This window comes from Vibrio sp. 10N.261.54.A5 (assembly GCF_041471145.1).
In the GTDB taxonomy this organism is placed as follows: Bacteria; Pseudomonadota; Gammaproteobacteria; order Enterobacterales; family Vibrionaceae; genus Vibrio; species Vibrio crassostreae_C.
Genome location: NZ_JBFRNU010000032.1, coordinates 60,560 through 75,719, shown reverse-complemented (window position 1 = coordinate 75,719; position 15,160 = coordinate 60,560). Strand labels below are relative to the sequence as shown.

Below are 15,160 nucleotides of genomic sequence, written 5' to 3'. Positions count from 1 at the left end.
GTGTGCTCGCGCCCTGCTGCCGAGTACCGGACGTATTGTTTACAAAGGCCAAGATGTGAGTTTGTTAACCGATAAAGAACGTCACAAGCTCAAGAAAGATGTCCAGATGGTATTCCAAGACCCTTATGGTTCTTTATCACCACGCATGACCGTTGGGGAAATCATCACTGAAGGTTTAACGGTACATCAACCTCATCTATCCAAGAAAGAAAGATTAGAACGAGCTCGCAAAGCATTGATTGAGGTTCGCTTAGAACCAAATTCAATTAACCGCTATCCACATGAGTTCTCGGGCGGACAAAGACAACGTATTGCGATTGCTCGCGCGTTGATTCTTGAACCATCTTTCATTCTATTGGATGAACCGACTTCAGCACTCGATCGCTCTGTACAACTGACGGTGATTGACCTGCTAAAAGACATTCAAGCCAAGCACAATATCGGCTTCCTATTCATCAGCCACGACCTTTCGGTAGTCAAAGCCTTATCGGATCGTGTATTGGTGATGCAGAAAGGTGAAGTGATGGAAGAAGGGTCTGCAGAAGAGATTTTCAATGCACCGAAAAATGACTACACCAAGAAATTAATCGCAGCGTCATTCGACTTAGAAAATAAATCGAAAAAAAATGCCGCGTAAAGGGAACTAATCAAGATTAACAGCGTCTTATAAGTACATTCTGAATAATCTCCTAATGGATTGAAATCTAGAATGGATATAGCAAAACTGGTTTGGCCGCCAAAAGAAAAATGTCGCATGGATGCGACATTTTTCGTTTCTGGCGTATGTGAAAAATCAACTCAGTGATTATGAAGGTTTGCTAAAATTGACGGACTTTAAACAGGGTTAGCTGGTAGTCGGGTAATAGTCGCAGAGCGGCTTCATTCAACTCGTTTTTGGACATAAATGAGTTTCGAAGAACCAAGTATTAGCAAATCACGAATTAGCATAAGTATGGAAAGTCACTAAGCTCACTGTCCAGTATTGTTTTTGCACAAATCTGACATTGATGAATGCCATAAGCTATCGATATAAACATCAATATATTGTATTATTATATCCGTATTTATACTTATTAGGATTTTCTATGTTGATTCACGAATTTTCGAATAAGGACGTTACCGCTGAGCATGTAATTTTAGCTCAAGCAATACTAGCAGGGACTGCTCAAGGTGATAAAAGTAAAGCACAGCGCTTTATGATTTTTGTAAATGAGATTCCCGATGCGCCGACTGTGCAAAACCTGATTCCACGCTTTAGTCAATTTATGAAGCGCTTTAAAGCCAGCTGACATTCAGAATACGTTACACAGGGATGTGTAATTAAGATCACCAATTCCCCCCTAAACACTACCTACTTTTAAACTCTATCTGACCCTCTGCTCGCTCTACATCTAGCCATTGTTGTCGGAGGACAATAGAGTTTGATCAATTTTAAAAACGTTTCTGGACAAAAATAATTTAGGGTAATTACTTAAATTGAGTATGTTCGAATTACCTTTTTTATGGCAAACCATACAATTAGAAACAAGCTAACTTGGAGCTTGGCTAAAGATTACTACTACATTTGTGCCACATTTTTATTGTAAATTAACAGGTGTATACAACCCACCTAAAGTCTCATCTTGTTTGTAGCAAGTAAGGAAAGCGTCTACTACACAGGGGTCGTATAGTTTATTTCGGCCTTGTTCTAAGGTATTGATAGCTTTCTTCGCTCCGACAGCCTTCCTATATGGTCTATCATTTGCCATAGCATCGAAGGTATCTGCAACAGCTATAATCCGAGCCTCAAGTAAAATTTCATTCCCTTTGATTCCGTTTGGGTAGCCCGAGCCATCCAACCTTTCATGGTGCTGTTCGATCATTTCGACGATTGGCCAAGGAAAAATTACTTCATGAAAAATCTTTGCTCCTACTTCTGAATGACTTTGGAGTAACTTGTACTCTGCTGGCATTAGCTTCCCAGGCTTACTTAAGATTTGAGATGGGATAGTAATTTTCCCGATGTCGTGAACCAAAGCTCCAATGACTAGTCCCTCTTTCACAGAGTCTTCTAGTGAAAGTTTCTCAGCTATAAGGTCGCATATATGAGCGACATTGCGTTGGTGAGAGGAAGTGTATTCATCACGAATTTCAAGCGCACGAGATATTGCGCCTAGCATATTAGTCATAATCGCGATGGAGGTAGAAGAATCAAATTCTAGCTTATTGTTAGCTAATCCAGATTCGATCTTACTTACCTTTGTTTGTACCTGAGGCCAGATGTCATTGATCATACTGTAAAAATAACTTACGAAGTCATGACTGTATGGTGCGTTGTTGTTGCCTATACCGATGACTGCAACTACGTCATTATTTTGTATTACGGGAAGACTGAAGTGATGAGTTAGTTTTATGTGGTCTTTCGGTAAAGAGTCATCTATGGAATAGTTTGCATCATAGTGGTTGTGTATTACGGGCTTTTTAGTTCTTATACTATCTGCCCATATTCCTGCAGATGATAGTGGGTTACGTAGCTGCAATGGCAATGTTCCAAAACAGAGGTTGACCAAACATTTAATGCGATTTCTTCGTTAGTATGAGAATAGAAGTGGAAATATCCGATATCGCTCTTGGCTTCTTGTACAAAAAAATCAATGAGATCTCGATAGAAGTCATGACTCGTTAAATATTTCTTTCTTGTAAGAAAATCTATACTCATAGAGCTTTCAGTCCGTTAAAATCGATATTGACTTTAAGTCTAGTTCTTTTTCGCGTATTTCATCTGACATTAGCAGAATTTAGGCTGGCTAAGAAAGTACATGTTCTGGCTGAAACTAATATTGGGGCAGAAGTTTGTTAGCGGCATTACTAAATTAGAATGTAACGGATTAATTGGAGTATGGAAAAGTTTTCCAACAGCAGCGCCTTACTAGCTGCTGTGCGCATCAAGTCTATCGATGGTAAATGCAATGCTTTCTCCTACTACTCTTGGAGCACTAGTCTCGATAGGTGCTGATAGATGTGCAATACCCACATCAACTATTACCTCAGGATCTATGCCTGTCACGATGCCCGATAGCGCCAGCCCCAATGATGTTTTAGCTCTTTCTTGGCTTCGGGGTTACCTGAAAATATTGACTCCCATTCTTCGTCTTCATAGTGGAGGCCGACTGATAAACGGATATCAATATTTTCTCCAGCTTAATATCTATCGCCCCCAAATTCGTCTATTGCAACAACCTTGACACCATCTACTTCGATTAAAGATGGTAAGTAAATTATCCATGAACTTGATATTAAGTTTGTAGGGAAAACAGTATGATGCGGTCTATAAAGACAAATAACCTTGGCTAGGTCGGTTTATTATCACCTCACCAACAATCGTTGATATATGGAGAAATTACCTTCCCGTAGCAGCCAACCCAATCACGTCAAATCAACCATGCGCCCTTGTAAAGCAGGAGTGTTTTGAACACAACTCTCGATACATGTGATCAGATCTTGGGACAGTGACGAAGGCTTTGGTTTATTCGCCCACAAGGCATACATAGGCCGAGTAAAAAGTATCTCAGAGTCGTATTGAACGTGCCCGGACATCTCACTATACAAATCGGCGATCTCTGTCATAGGCAATAGGCCTACACCCATGCCTGACGCGACCAGTTTGCGTACCAAGGTAATGTCGTTGACCCGAGAAACCTTAGAGTATTGCCGCTCGATACTTAGCAAGTCTTGCCCTGAAATTTGCGTCTTAGAGTACGGCATAATGAGTCGCTCTCGGCTTTTGCAGCCTCGTTTTGAGACAAGGCATACGGCAATGCTGGCTAACTTTTTCTGGTAAAAAGACGAGTCTCTTTGCTCTCCACTACGTATGGCTAAATCAAAAGAAGTTTGGCTAAGCAGCACATTTGTGTTGGCAGGCTCAATAACGACATCCACATGACTTTTTTCTAGCAGAAAGGCTTCAAGCGCTGGGTATAGTTGGCCAATGATTAAGTTTTGCGGGCAATGTAAGACGAAGGAAACCGCTTCACTTTTCGAGCTTTCAGTCACGGCCTGATGAAGATTTAGGGTGGTCTCGCCAAGCTGCTCAAATAACCCTTTGCCAAAGCTAGTGAGTTTGACTCCCCTAGAGGAGCGAATAAATAGTGACTCACCTAATCTCTCTTCTAACAATAAGATGCGTTTGGACAAGGTAGGCGCGGTAGTTGTTAAGTCTCGTGCCGCTTTTGAATAACTGCCTCGACGGGCTACTTCAACAAATAATAAAAAATCATCCAGCATAAGGTTTTCCGCAATCTTAGTGTTCTAAAGCTCGTATGGCCGACGATACGATATATCCATACAGTATACAGACAGGAGGAAGCGCTATGACAAAACTTTTTTTCACTGCTCTGTTCTCATGCGCGATGTCAAGTATGGTGTCCGCGTGGGTCACTTACATCAATCTCGGTTTACCAGAAGATTTCATCAACCGATGGGGCTTTGCCTTTATTAATGCTTGGCCTGCTTCGTTTGCAGCGGCCTACTTGTTGAATAAACCAATCATGGTATTGACCCAAAAATTGATGCGTCAATTTACACCCCAAAAGGAGAAAAACAATGCTTAGTGTTGTGGCTTTTATTACCCCCAAAAGTGAATTTTATGCAGAGTGCAAACAAAAAGCTGAAGGCATTTTAACTGCTACTCGAGAAGAAGCGGGTTGCTTGCGTTTTGAGCTATATGAAAACCAAGCGAAAGATCAGCTGATCTTGGTTGAAAACTGGGTGGACCAAGCTGCCCTAGAAGAACACTATGCCCAGCCATATATCACACCGATATTTGAGTTTTATAAAATCGCATTAGCTCAAGAGCCAGAAATACACAAAATGACCAATGTAGAGGGTTAAATTCTCAGATATATCTGAGTAAGTCACTAGATAGGGAGGGAGGCCTCACCTCCCTGTCATTTAAAAGTTGCTCTAGCTTCAGCTATAACTCACTTTTGGACAGCTCTGAGTTAGTCACGATGGCTAACTCGCGTGATCACCAAGCGATTCTGTCATACCGTAATTATCAACCAATAAATGTCTAATGGCCTAGCCAATAGTGGTTGGCTGCGGATAGACCACAATAAGAGACCTTCTATATGTGTTTGTCGTAAGCAATGTTTAATGACCGAAATGACAAAGCGAAGCAGATAACTTTGTTGTTCGAAAAGCATTGGCTACTCACGCAGCCAACAGGATGTAATAACCTATATTGATAGACGGAAGTTAAGAGTGCGCTTTAACGTACTTTTTAACCTTTTTCATAGCCATTTGACGCTTAAGTGGTGAAAGATAGTCAATAAACAAGTTACCCGACAAATGATCTATTTCGTGCTGCATTACGATAGCTAGAAACTCATCACTTTCGATGGTCATTGGTTTACCTTCGCGATCTAAAGCAGACACAACAACTGAAGTAAAACGCTCTACGTCGGCATAATAGTCAGGAACTGATAAACAACCTTCTTGGCCCAATGTTTTATCCGAGCCGCTAACCACTTCAGGATTAACCAAAACTAATGGTTCATCTCGACTTTCGGAAAGGTCAATAATAACAACGGCCTCTTTACGACCAACTTGAGTTGAAGCCAAACCAATACCATTGTCAGTCGCATATAACGTTTCCAACATGTCGTCTATTAATGTTTGTACCGTGGAGAGATCTTGCACCTTTTCCGCTTTGACCTTAAGCCTTGGATCTGGTGCAGTCAGAATTTCTAAAACTGCCATATTTTCCTTCTATTCTTGGAAGCTCATAACGCTTTCTATACGTCGACTGTCCGTATTTTATGGGCCAATAATGCCTTCTTTCTTTTTAACCTTCAACAATACCAACAGATATGACGGGGTAAATAGCCTTTGCATATAACTTGGACAACACATTGCTTCAGATAACCTTTCGTAGGGGAAAGCTCATGAACAGGTTGTAAATGAGTAAAAGGTCTAGATTACAATGGGGCAGATCTGAGCTAGCTGGCACTTTTTAGAAAAGTGCCATGAGTAAAACTTCAGGTCTATCAAGCCTCTGGACAAAAGTTTGTCAGCGAATTCCCTAAATTATAAATTCATTAATAAAGACAGGTATGGAAAATCGTTAACTTTATGTCCAGTATCAAAGGCGTAGACCATTCGACATATAGTGCAGGCTACTCAACACCAAAGTCCTTATTTTTAGTTTCAAGACCAATTTGCACAAGTGTCTCCATCTGAATAGTAGTTTGTATCATGTAGTCGTTGCGTGACACTCTCAAATCTTTGGTGATTGAAGCCAAACTTAGCTTAGGGTGTTTACGCATTGCCATTGCAGCAATTGTTTGCCCAGTTCTTCCAACACCAGCTCGACAGTGTACTATCGGTAGTAGTTTATCTGGGTCATCGACCGCACGACTCTTGCGCTTAGTATAAAAACTTCTCCTTTCCAGCAATACCGACTCAATCATGATAATCAGCTTTTCTGTATTCGCTGGGGTGATTGTGTGGTGATCTGGCCAATTATGAACGTGTATCACTGGTACTGTTAAGTTTGTTTGATAACCATCTATATCGAGGTTGTAAGTTTTAGCTTCAATCGAATCGGTAAGATCCACTTTACCAGTTAAAGTTGAAGTCACCGTTATAGCCCCATAGATACCCGAAACAGAAAAGTAGTCAGGCATTTGATCCTCTACAATATCTTTATTACTTGCTAGCACCACTAATACTGGGGTTCTATTATCTACCAATAACTGTAAATGTGCTTCCAACTGGTGATGGTAAGGGTACTGCGTTGCAATAGCGATATTCTCACCATTGACCTTAATATAGTTGGCATTTAAGTCTCTACGAATACTAGTTTTTAGACTGTGGGGGATATTAAATCGGTCTCTCCTTGAGTCAAACCGAATGCGTCTAGCAGCCCCTTTGATCCCCATCAGTAGCTCGGCGGTATCAGAACTACTTCCAGAAATACGAACTCTCATACTCTTCTTCTCCCTGTAGTTAAATCTTTTTTGTGTACGGATACATAGTACTTGTTAGGCGCTAAATTGTCGTATTTCAAATTTTAATAACTAAGGGATTTTATGGTTGACCAATTAAAAATCAATTATTTCGGATAAAATTGAGTATGGCAAACGCCCATGAACAGGATGTGAATGAGTAAAAGGTCTAGCCAACAATGGGGCAGAAGTGTTTTAGCTCACCAGCACCATATTGAACAATGTAACGCGCAAATATAAGCAGTGAGATCGATAGCTTTACTGAGCGGCATTCCTGCACCATGGTTCGTATTGACATCAATACGAATCATCACGGGCGCACCACCTTGAGGCTTGTCTTGAAATTAACGATACAATGATTTGGTCGACTCTCTGACGATTAGATCAATGGGTGGCAATCGAGCTTCATGCCGCTCGCCAGATAACAGGTTCAAAATCGACTGAGCACACACTTCACCAATCTCTTCAATCGGCTGTCTCAGCGTCGTCAGGGCTGGCGTGAAATACTTAGACGTCGGCAAGTCATCAAAGCCAATCACAGACACATCTTCTGGCACTTTATAACCGTGGTCAGACAGCGCCTTAATCGCACCGTAAGCCGTTTGGTCATTAGCAGCAAACAAGGCGGAGAAGTGAACCTTAGATTCAATCAACTCTACCGTTTTCTCGTAGCCAGATTCACTACTGAAATCACCTTGTTTAACGAGTTTTGGCATCACTTTAATGCCCGCCTCTTGAAGTGCTTTCTTATAGCCTTCAAAACGATTTCCCGAATCAGGTTGACTTGAAAGCCCCTTAATATGAGCAATATTCACATGCCCTTGTTGCAGTAAATGTAAGGTTGCCATGTAGCCGCCCAACACGTTATCAATGTTGATGGAGCGGACGTTATTCTCAACAAAATCGTAGCCAACCATCACGATAGGAATGTCTTGTGCATACTTGGCAATCTCTTCCTGAGTAATGCTTCCTGTCACGATGATCATGCCATCCACGTTACTTTTCGCCAGATACTCCAACGCGTGCATTTCTAGCTTTTTCTGCCAATGCCCTGTTGCGATCACTAACGAATAGCCTTGAGCGATCAGAGTTTTCTCCATGTCATTGAGAATACGACTGGTATAAGGGCTGTCAGGGTGTTGCACCAATACACCAATAGTGAGCGAGCGTCGGTTGGTGTTTTCTTGCATTTGGAAGTTAGGTTTGTAGCCCGTGTCTTTAATGGCTTGCTCAATGTTTTGGCTTTTATCATCCGACACATAAGTGGTTCGATTAAGGAAGCGAGACACGGTGCTGGGAGAAACACCAGCCAGTCTTGCTACATCGTATACTGTTGTTTTTTTTGTTTTAGTGCGCATCTCGATACCCTAATCAAGTGACATTCGGGGAGCTTTAAGCTCCCCATCAGTTTCTACCTGCATACCACTGCTTTCGTTAAAACTCGTATCATTAAGTTAATACAAATAGGCGAAGATCATCCCCGGTCTAAAGTAGCGACCAGCCGTGTATTTCAAGCCAGTACTCAGTAGCCATTTGTGCAAGCCAGCCAGCTTTTCTAGCGGGATTTCACCGCTCAACATTTTAACAAAATTATCAGTATCTTTCGTCAAGGTTGGGTTAATACGACCGTCAGACAGCACACAGTTTTGACATTTAAGTACACTTAGCCAGTTTTTCGCATCATTTTGCGACAATTTAAATGCTTCTATAAGATCTTTCTCATTGACAGACACAGAGCAATTGAACCCCTCTGGCGCTGCAAATGGAATTTTCGAATAGTCATAGAGTGCGGTATACACGGTATCCATCAATGTTTCTGCTTGCTGCGATTTACCCGCTAAGTTCAACGCTGTTGCGACACTAAACTGAACACCAATCCACACATCTTGTGCCTGAAATGCTTCATGTGGAGAGCCATCGGCTAACGTCATATTCGCAACACCCAACTCAGGACTGTTGATTTCGAAGTTATGCTTATAAACATAGTCCAATGCGCGTTGGATATTCTGTTGCGGGAAAATACCCTCGAGTCCGATCAACTTTAGATAGCTATCAGCCAACAGGGCATCGCCAAAGCTGTTGTCAGAATCTGGCACTAAATCTAAGTATTCTTGAGTAAAGGCTTGTGGCGCCGCCTCACTCAGCAAGCGTTTCTTAGAGACTCTTTGAGATACCTTACTGATGCTGATGGAAGTATCCGTTTCATTGAGATAGGTATTGAGCGTGTTCTTGTCAGCAATCGCATCGCCAGTCAATGAAAGTCCTAAGGTTTCCAGAGCTTGATAGCCCGCACCGGTTAGATGCTTGGCCTGAACTGGCGTCACGAAGAAGTGGTAGTAACCCTCTTTGTCATCCCACAAGCTTTGCTCAACGGTTGCCAACGCCTTTTTAGAACGTGTTAAGTAACCGTTAGCCCGCTCGCTTTCACCCATCAATTGTGCAAGTTCACTCGCCGCTTGCAAGCCAGCAACCCAAAGACTCGCACAGTAAATTGAAATGCCATGAGAAGCTAGGTTATCAAAGGTATCGTCTGTACCTCGGGTTAGCGGTAAATCGTCACCTTCAGCGATCAAATTCGATAAGAAATCGATGCTTTCAGTAACGGCTTGCCAGCACTCTTTAACCACAGAGATATCTTGGGTGTTTTGATAATGGCGGTACACCATCAGAATGTATTTCGGCGCTAAGTCCTTCCACTCTTTCACATTGTGCCAACTGTAAGCATCGGGCTGAATGTCGAATGGGCTGCCCAAGTCATGGATTACCGCGCCTCGAATGGCACGTACGCCTTGGTACTTGTCATCAATCAATTCTGCATTAGGCGTCGCTTCGTATTCCCAGTAGCGGCGCTGAGTGAAGTCTTCCTCCAAAATGGCCTTCGAGAACTCTTTCATCACGCAGCCATCAAGCTCCGGCAACAAATAAAGCAACGAGAACGAGCCGTAGAAGTACACATCCAGAGAGTTAAAGAATGGGTAGTCGACACACTCTTTGACTAAGAACTTATCTTCTTTGTCCCATACCGTTGATTCCGCTAAGAAGGACAATGAGTTCATCGCCATCGTTGCATAGCGAAGTGCCGATTCAGGCTGCGAGATCTTGTTTTGAGCTTGTTCTAGGAAAGTTGTTTGTTGTTCGACGATCTGCTGCTCAATGGTTTCGAGCTTTGGTAACATGTCTTCTAACATAGGTAATGCAGGTTTTACTTGCGGGTAAAATTGCGTGTAAGCCTTGTCTGAATGCCAACCATTAAGCATGACTTTGCTGTGTGCCATCACCTGTGCAAAACGCAGATCAACAGACTCACCCGCTTCCAATTCAACCTGAACCACCACCAATGCGCTCAACGCTTCACGCCCTGTGTAAATTCCTGTTTGGAATTCCGCGTTGGTACGGCCTGTTTTCAGTGCGAACTCGGTTTGCTGAGCAGTCTTAGAGCTATAAAGCGTTGGTTTGACAGAAATCGAAACCTTACCAGATTCAGTCAAATGGTTATCCGCTTGAACACCAAACACCACTTCACCTTCAATATCGCTTTGATAAGGCGATTGGCTAGACAATTGAACACCCGTAAAGCTGTGTCTTTCACCCTTTAAGTTAACCACTTCATGCTGCTGAGCAATCGGATTTTGAGACAAGGTACATGCCGAATCCTGAATGCCATCACGGCCTTTTTGGTAGGTTGAGCCAATCAAGTTTTGAAGCGGCTGAGCAAGCGTAATCACGCGTGGTTGCGATGAGTTATTGGTTAATTTGAAGTGATTCCAGTGCATCGGTAAAGAACATAGGCGTTTGTTCTCTTTAACGATCGGAGAGACTACCTTACGCTTTATATTAATATCTTCGAAGCTACTGTATTTATATTCAGCCAGTGGATATAAAGCTTGGTATTCTATATCCCTGCCATTAACACTATCTATATCACTGCCACTGATACTATCCATATCATTATTATAACCCGCAGTGAGTGATAATAATCTCGTTGTATCATTTATTAATAAACCATTAAAGAAATCTAAGGCGACATATAATTGACAAATAGTTGAACCTGAATCTTCTGCAATCAACAATTGAGTCTTATTTGAAAATTCAACGTTCCATTTTGTAAAGTTAGTTTTATTTTCTTGGTAGAATCGACCATTTTTTAATGCTGTTTGAATGAGACTAATCGCATTCGACATTTCTCTACTTTCAATCTTTTTTCCATCAAACAAAGCAGGATAGAAGTTCAGGTGAACGCCTAGCTTTTGTTCATTAAGAACTTGCAGCGTGTTGATGGTTGGCACATTCATCACTGACGCATAAAAATCATTAAAATTAATAACTTGCTCTGAACAATCGACAAATATTCCCGGAATAAAGCTGAAGTTCGGCGTGTTGCCGTTTGGTGTGAGTGTAAATGTGTTACCAATTCCGCCGACCGCCATACCGGTATTTTCTGGCGTGGTCGAAATTGGCGTGTACCAAGGTTGAATAAATTCAACTGCATCACCTTTTTTACACAAGTGCTCTGAATTTCCTGAGTAGCTCGTATATGGAATTTTATTATTCATTTTAAAACCGCCATTGAATATTTTTTTCTTCTTGTTAATATCTTTTAAAAATGGAGACATCAACATGTTTAAAATTATAAATGAAAAATTTGGAAATATTGACTCTGTCACATTAATAAACCACCAACATGGTATAGAACTTCAAATAATCAATGGATTTGGTGCTGTTATTAATAAGTATATCGTAAATAACAGTCCATTCTCTTTTATTTGTGGTTATCAGAATTATGATGAACTGATCAACCAACATCCGTTCTTTTCCCGCAGTGCTAAATTATTCCCTTTTCCAAACCGTTTAAACTTAGGTCGTTACAGTTTCGATAACCAAAACCATCAACTCCCAGCTAACTTTCCTTGGTCTGATCACGCCGTACACGGCCTGCTCTACAACCAACCTTTTTCAATCACAAACAACGTAGCCACTGAAGAATCCGCCAGTGTGACGTTGCAGTATCAAACGTCGTCATTGCACCCTGCTTTCCCGTTTGCGTTCAACCTTGAAGTGACCTTCACTATCGACATCACGGGTAGACTCTCTTCCTCAACGACCGTCTCTAATCTGGGTGATTCAGCCTTCCCATTCGGTGATGCTTGGCACCCTTACTTTTCACTCGGCACTGAGCTAGCACAATGTGGACTCGCTATGTCGCCTTGCTCTGAGGTCATACACGAAAACGACCTACCCAATGGTGAAAAGCACGCTTTTGACCGTTTGTCTTTGGACGATTCACTCACCAATCAAAGCTTAAATCACTGCTTTGAATTTGATTCCAAGACAACCAATCAACTTGCGTTTACGCGCTCAGATTCGTCTGCCGCAATTCGCTACCAACAAGATGAAAGCTACCCATTCGTTCAGCTGTACACGCCGACGAGCGAGCAAAGTATTGCAATAGAACCAATGACTTGCCCAGCCGACGCATTCAATAACCAGATTGGCTTATTGACGCTTAGCCCGAACCAATCTCAAACCTTCAATTGGCAATGCCAGGCCAGCTATCAACCAAAATAAAACAACACTAAAGAGAAACCAAAAAGCAATAAAGGGCGCATAAAGCGCCCTTCTCTTTGTTAGCCTAATACCACTTCTACCATGTGCTCACCCGATGTAAATACCGGTGCTTTGTTGCCTGAAATCAGGTCACCATTGACCTTCATTTCAACCACACCTTTACACACATTGTTCGGGTTCGAGACATGGATGTTATATGTTGCGCCACGGAACTGACGACGGACTTTGAATTCAGGCCACTCAGCCGGAATACAAGGGTCCACCAGCAAACCATCCACTTCAGGACGAACACCCAGAATCCACTGCGTACCTGCAACGTATGTCCAAGATGAAGTACCAGACAGCCATGCATTACGACCTAAGCCGAACTGTTTATGTTCGTCACCCAAGATGTTTTGTGGGTAGCAGTATGGCTCTGACTCGAAGGTATCAATATCGTCGTTCTTCGAAGCCGGATTAATTTGACGGTAGTACTCATAAGCACGTTCGCCGTTGCCCATTTTCGCTTCTGCGATCATCACCCATGGGTTTGAATGCAGGAAGATACCGCCGTTCTCTTTCGCACCCGGTGGGTATGTTGATACGCCACCTAGCTGTGGATCAAAGCCGTTGTAACCCGGTGTTGAAAGTTTGATGCCATTGGTGGTGTTCAGCTTGTTGTAAACCGAATCTAGCGCCTGAGTAGCACGCTCTTGAGTCGCGAAACCAGAAATCACAGGCCAGCTTTGACCGTTGGTGTAGATCTGCCCTTGCTCGTTCTTGTGAGAGCCAATAGGCAGGCCTTGCTCATCAAAGTAGCGAACAAACCATTCGCCATCCCAGCCGCATTCATTGACTGTGCTCTGCATCTGTTGGTACTGATCGTTAAACTTAGCCGTCAGTTGCACTTCGCCACGCAGCTCACACAAGTCCAACATGTCGAGCAGTGCTTTGCCGTACATGTTAGCCACCATCATCGATTCTGCACCCGTTGGCAGGTTCACCGTGTCATTCCAGTCAGCGAAACCTAACAGCGGTAGGCCGTGCTCACCAGTATTGGTATAAGTAAATTCAATCGCGCGGCACAGGTGGTTCCAAACCGTTCCCGTTTCAACTGGGTTGCCCGCTTTGTCTTTTTGATAGAACGGGATCTCTTTATTCAAGAAGTCTGCATTGCCCGTTTCTTTCACATATTGCGTCACCGCGTAGATGATCCACAGGTGATCATCACCGTAGTAATCAGGGCGATCTTCCTCTTCACGAGAGTCACCCGCGTTCGCTTCCATGGTTGATGGGAAGAACTGGTGCATCGCAGAACCGTTGGTGTTTTGCACAGATAACAGACGCTCAATGAACTCACGCGCTTCTTCTGGCATGTGAGTAATTACGCCTAACGTATCTTGCGAAGAATCACGGAAACCAATGCCACGTGCGCCATAGCCAAGCTGGTACAGAGACAGGTAACGAGACCAGTTTTTAGTGGTGTGACACTGACGTGGGTTATGTACGTTAAGCATCGAGTTCATCGCAGGATCTGGCGTTTCAACCTGAACCGCTTGTAGGTAACCATCCCAATGTTCAGCCAGTTCAGCGAAAGCAGAATCGACAACTTGATGGTCACGATATTTAGCCAATAAAGGCAATGCTGCTTCTAGGCTCTGTTCTTGTGCGATTTGCACAATCGTACGTTCGGTCTGCTCTGGAGATAACCAACCTAGACGTAGGTTCAGTGCGCCAATGTTGTCGCCACGCAAACACTCGGTGTTGCCTAATTCATCATTGTTCAGTGCTTCTGGCGCTGCCCATGTGCCGTAGCCCAAATTACCTAGGAACGATTGGCGATCACCATCAAAAGACGTCGCAGGGCGATCCGCTGTCATCAGGTTCACCGCGTAGTCACGCTTCATGAAAGCATACTGCTCAAGCACGGTATGACCCGACTCTTGCTGGTGTGCTTTTAGCGTCATGGTTTGTGGCACCCAGTCCGCATTGAGTAGCTGTTTAAGCGCATCGAAGTGTGTGAATTCGTAAACAGGCACCACATCAACGTGTAGCGCTTTGTCTGAAATGTTGGTCACTTTGATGTCTTGTAGCAGTACTTGGTCAGCTTTTGGTACAAAGAACGTCGCTTCACAACGCACACCAAAGGCTTCTGCAATAATGGTGGTGTATGACAAACCGGTGTGGTTTTCGAACTTATCTAACGGCTTCAAGGTTGGCGTGTAGAAAGGTGAGAACACCTCTACGTTGCCCGCTTCGTCACGTACCTTAAGGTATAGGGTCGAGCCTTTGAAATCTGAGTTTGGCAATTGAGCAATGTACTTAGTGATGCGGTTGAGTGCAGGATCGCCCTTACACAACAGCACACCACCGTTGCTATCGACAATGCCACCGAAATCTAATGTGCCGACATAGTTACACCATTTGATCGGCGTACACGGCGTGGTTGCTACGTATTCTTTGTTTTTATCGTCAAAATATCCGAATTTCATCATCACTATCCCTAGCCCCTCCCAAATAAGGAGGAGCCAAAACAATTTTTCGTAAGTTGGTTGGTGTCAGCTCAATCGCTGACTTAGCCGTTTGAGTCAGGCTTCTCTCACTCGCCCTTGCGAATCAACTGGCTGTTG

At 43.1% G+C, this 15,160-nt stretch carries 12 protein-coding genes; 5 read left to right on the top strand and 7 right to left on the bottom strand.

Annotated elements, in window-relative coordinates:
- Together AB4329_RS10280 and AB4329_RS10275 are read left to right on the top strand one after the other, a co-directional pair.
- Nucleotides 1–637 (top strand): ATP-binding cassette domain-containing protein (locus tag AB4329_RS10280; RefSeq protein WP_372138231.1); only part of this gene is annotated, 637 nt, incomplete at its 5' end.
- A 448-nt stretch (nt 638–1,085) separates the two neighbouring features.
- Entirely contained in the window at nt 1,086–1,289 is a 204-nt protein-coding gene (locus AB4329_RS10275) for a hypothetical protein (RefSeq protein WP_004736343.1), read from the top strand.
- 288 nt (nt 1,290–1,577) lie between these two features.
- Here AB4329_RS10275 and AB4329_RS10270 read toward each other — a convergent pair whose 3' ends face one another.
- Together AB4329_RS10270 and AB4329_RS10265 are read right to left on the bottom strand one after the other, a co-directional pair.
- A complete protein-coding gene (locus AB4329_RS10270) occupies nt 1,578–2,519 on the bottom strand; it encodes an HD domain-containing phosphohydrolase (RefSeq protein WP_372138230.1) in 942 nt (313 codons plus the stop codon).
- Between the two features lie 886 nt (nt 2,520–3,405).
- The gene (locus tag AB4329_RS10265) at nt 3,406–4,263 is read right to left on the bottom strand and encodes a LysR family transcriptional regulator (RefSeq protein ID WP_372138229.1); all 858 of its coding nucleotides are present in this window, start codon (nt 4,261–4,263) and stop codon (nt 3,406–3,408) included.
- A gap of 86 nt (nt 4,264–4,349) precedes the next feature.
- On the opposite strand from AB4329_RS10265, the gene AB4329_RS10260 reads away from it, so the two are divergent.
- Both AB4329_RS10260 and AB4329_RS10255 read left to right on the top strand, forming a co-directional pair.
- Nucleotides 4,350–4,589 carry a DUF2798 domain-containing protein gene (locus tag AB4329_RS10260; RefSeq protein ID WP_017092320.1) on the top strand — a complete coding sequence of 80 codons (240 nt, stop codon included), beginning with the start codon at nt 4,350–4,352 and terminating at the stop codon, nt 4,587–4,589.
- Nucleotides 4,582–4,869, top strand: a complete 288-nt coding sequence (locus AB4329_RS10255; RefSeq protein ID WP_102490970.1) for a putative quinol monooxygenase — start codon at nt 4,582–4,584, stop codon at nt 4,867–4,869. The genes AB4329_RS10260 and AB4329_RS10255 overlap by 8 nt, the downstream gene beginning before the upstream one ends.
- A 366-nt stretch (nt 4,870–5,235) precedes the next feature.
- Here the strand turns inward: AB4329_RS10255 and def are convergent, their stop codons facing one another.
- The 4 genes from def to AB4329_RS10235 form a co-directional block, all read right to left on the bottom strand.
- On the bottom strand, nt 5,236–5,739 hold the full coding sequence (gene def / locus AB4329_RS10250) for a peptide deformylase (protein WP_016785410.1): 504 nt from the start codon (nt 5,737–5,739) through the stop codon (nt 5,236–5,238).
- Nucleotides 5,740–6,155: 416 nt separating this feature from the next.
- Nucleotides 6,156–6,968, bottom strand: a complete 813-nt coding sequence (locus tag AB4329_RS10245) for a protein-tyrosine phosphatase family protein (RefSeq protein ID WP_017090292.1) — start codon at nt 6,966–6,968, stop codon at nt 6,156–6,158.
- A gap of 362 nt (nt 6,969–7,330) precedes the next feature.
- Entirely contained in the window at nt 7,331–8,344 is a 1,014-nt protein-coding gene (locus AB4329_RS10240) for a LacI family DNA-binding transcriptional regulator (protein ID WP_004732795.1), read from the bottom strand.
- Nucleotides 8,345–8,440: 96 nt separating this feature from the next.
- The gene (locus AB4329_RS10235) at nt 8,441–11,539 is read right to left on the bottom strand and encodes a GH116 family glycosyl hydrolase (protein ID WP_372138227.1); all 3,099 of its coding nucleotides are present in this window, start codon (nt 11,537–11,539) and stop codon (nt 8,441–8,443) included.
- A 64-nt stretch (nt 11,540–11,603) separates the two neighbouring features.
- On the opposite strand from AB4329_RS10235, the gene AB4329_RS10230 reads away from it, so the two are divergent.
- Nucleotides 11,604–12,551 carry an aldose 1-epimerase gene (locus AB4329_RS10230; protein ID WP_372138225.1) on the top strand — a complete coding sequence of 316 codons (948 nt, stop codon included), beginning with the start codon at nt 11,604–11,606 and terminating at the stop codon, nt 12,549–12,551.
- Between the two features lie 59 nt (nt 12,552–12,610).
- On the opposite strand, the gene AB4329_RS10225 is transcribed toward AB4329_RS10230, so the two are convergent.
- Nucleotides 12,611–15,025, bottom strand: a complete 2,415-nt coding sequence (locus AB4329_RS10225) for a GH36-type glycosyl hydrolase domain-containing protein (protein WP_372138223.1) — start codon at nt 15,023–15,025, stop codon at nt 12,611–12,613.
- Nucleotides 15,026–15,160: the final 135 nt, after the last annotated feature.

Excerpts from the sequence above, each read along its gene's own strand:
- AB4329_RS10275 (WP_004736343.1), top strand. The coding sequence starts at position 1,086 with ATGTTGATTCACGAATTTTCGAATAAGGACGTTACCGCTGAGCATGTA.
- AB4329_RS10265 (WP_372138229.1), bottom strand. The coding sequence starts at position 4,263 with ATGCTGGATGATTTTTTATTATTTGTTGAAGTAGCCCGTCGAGGCAGT.
- AB4329_RS10260 (WP_017092320.1), top strand. The coding sequence starts at position 4,350 with ATGACAAAACTTTTTTTCACTGCTCTGTTCTCATGCGCGATGTCAAGT.
- AB4329_RS10255 (WP_102490970.1), top strand. The coding sequence starts at position 4,582 with ATGCTTAGTGTTGTGGCTTTTATTACCCCCAAAAGTGAATTTTATGCA.
- def (WP_016785410.1), bottom strand. The coding sequence starts at position 5,739 with ATGGCAGTTTTAGAAATTCTGACTGCACCAGATCCAAGGCTTAAGGTC.
- AB4329_RS10245 (WP_017090292.1), bottom strand. The coding sequence starts at position 6,968 with ATGAGAGTTCGTATTTCTGGAAGTAGTTCTGATACCGCCGAGCTACTG.
- AB4329_RS10240 (WP_004732795.1), bottom strand. The coding sequence starts at position 8,344 with ATGCGCACTAAAACAAAAAAAACAACAGTATACGATGTAGCAAGACTG.
- AB4329_RS10235 (WP_372138227.1), bottom strand. The coding sequence starts at position 11,539 with ATGAATAATAAAATTCCATATACGAGCTACTCAGGAAATTCAGAGCAC.
- AB4329_RS10230 (WP_372138225.1), top strand. The coding sequence starts at position 11,604 with ATGTTTAAAATTATAAATGAAAAATTTGGAAATATTGACTCTGTCACA.
- AB4329_RS10225 (WP_372138223.1), bottom strand. The coding sequence starts at position 15,025 with ATGATGAAATTCGGATATTTTGACGATAAAAACAAAGAATACGTAGCA.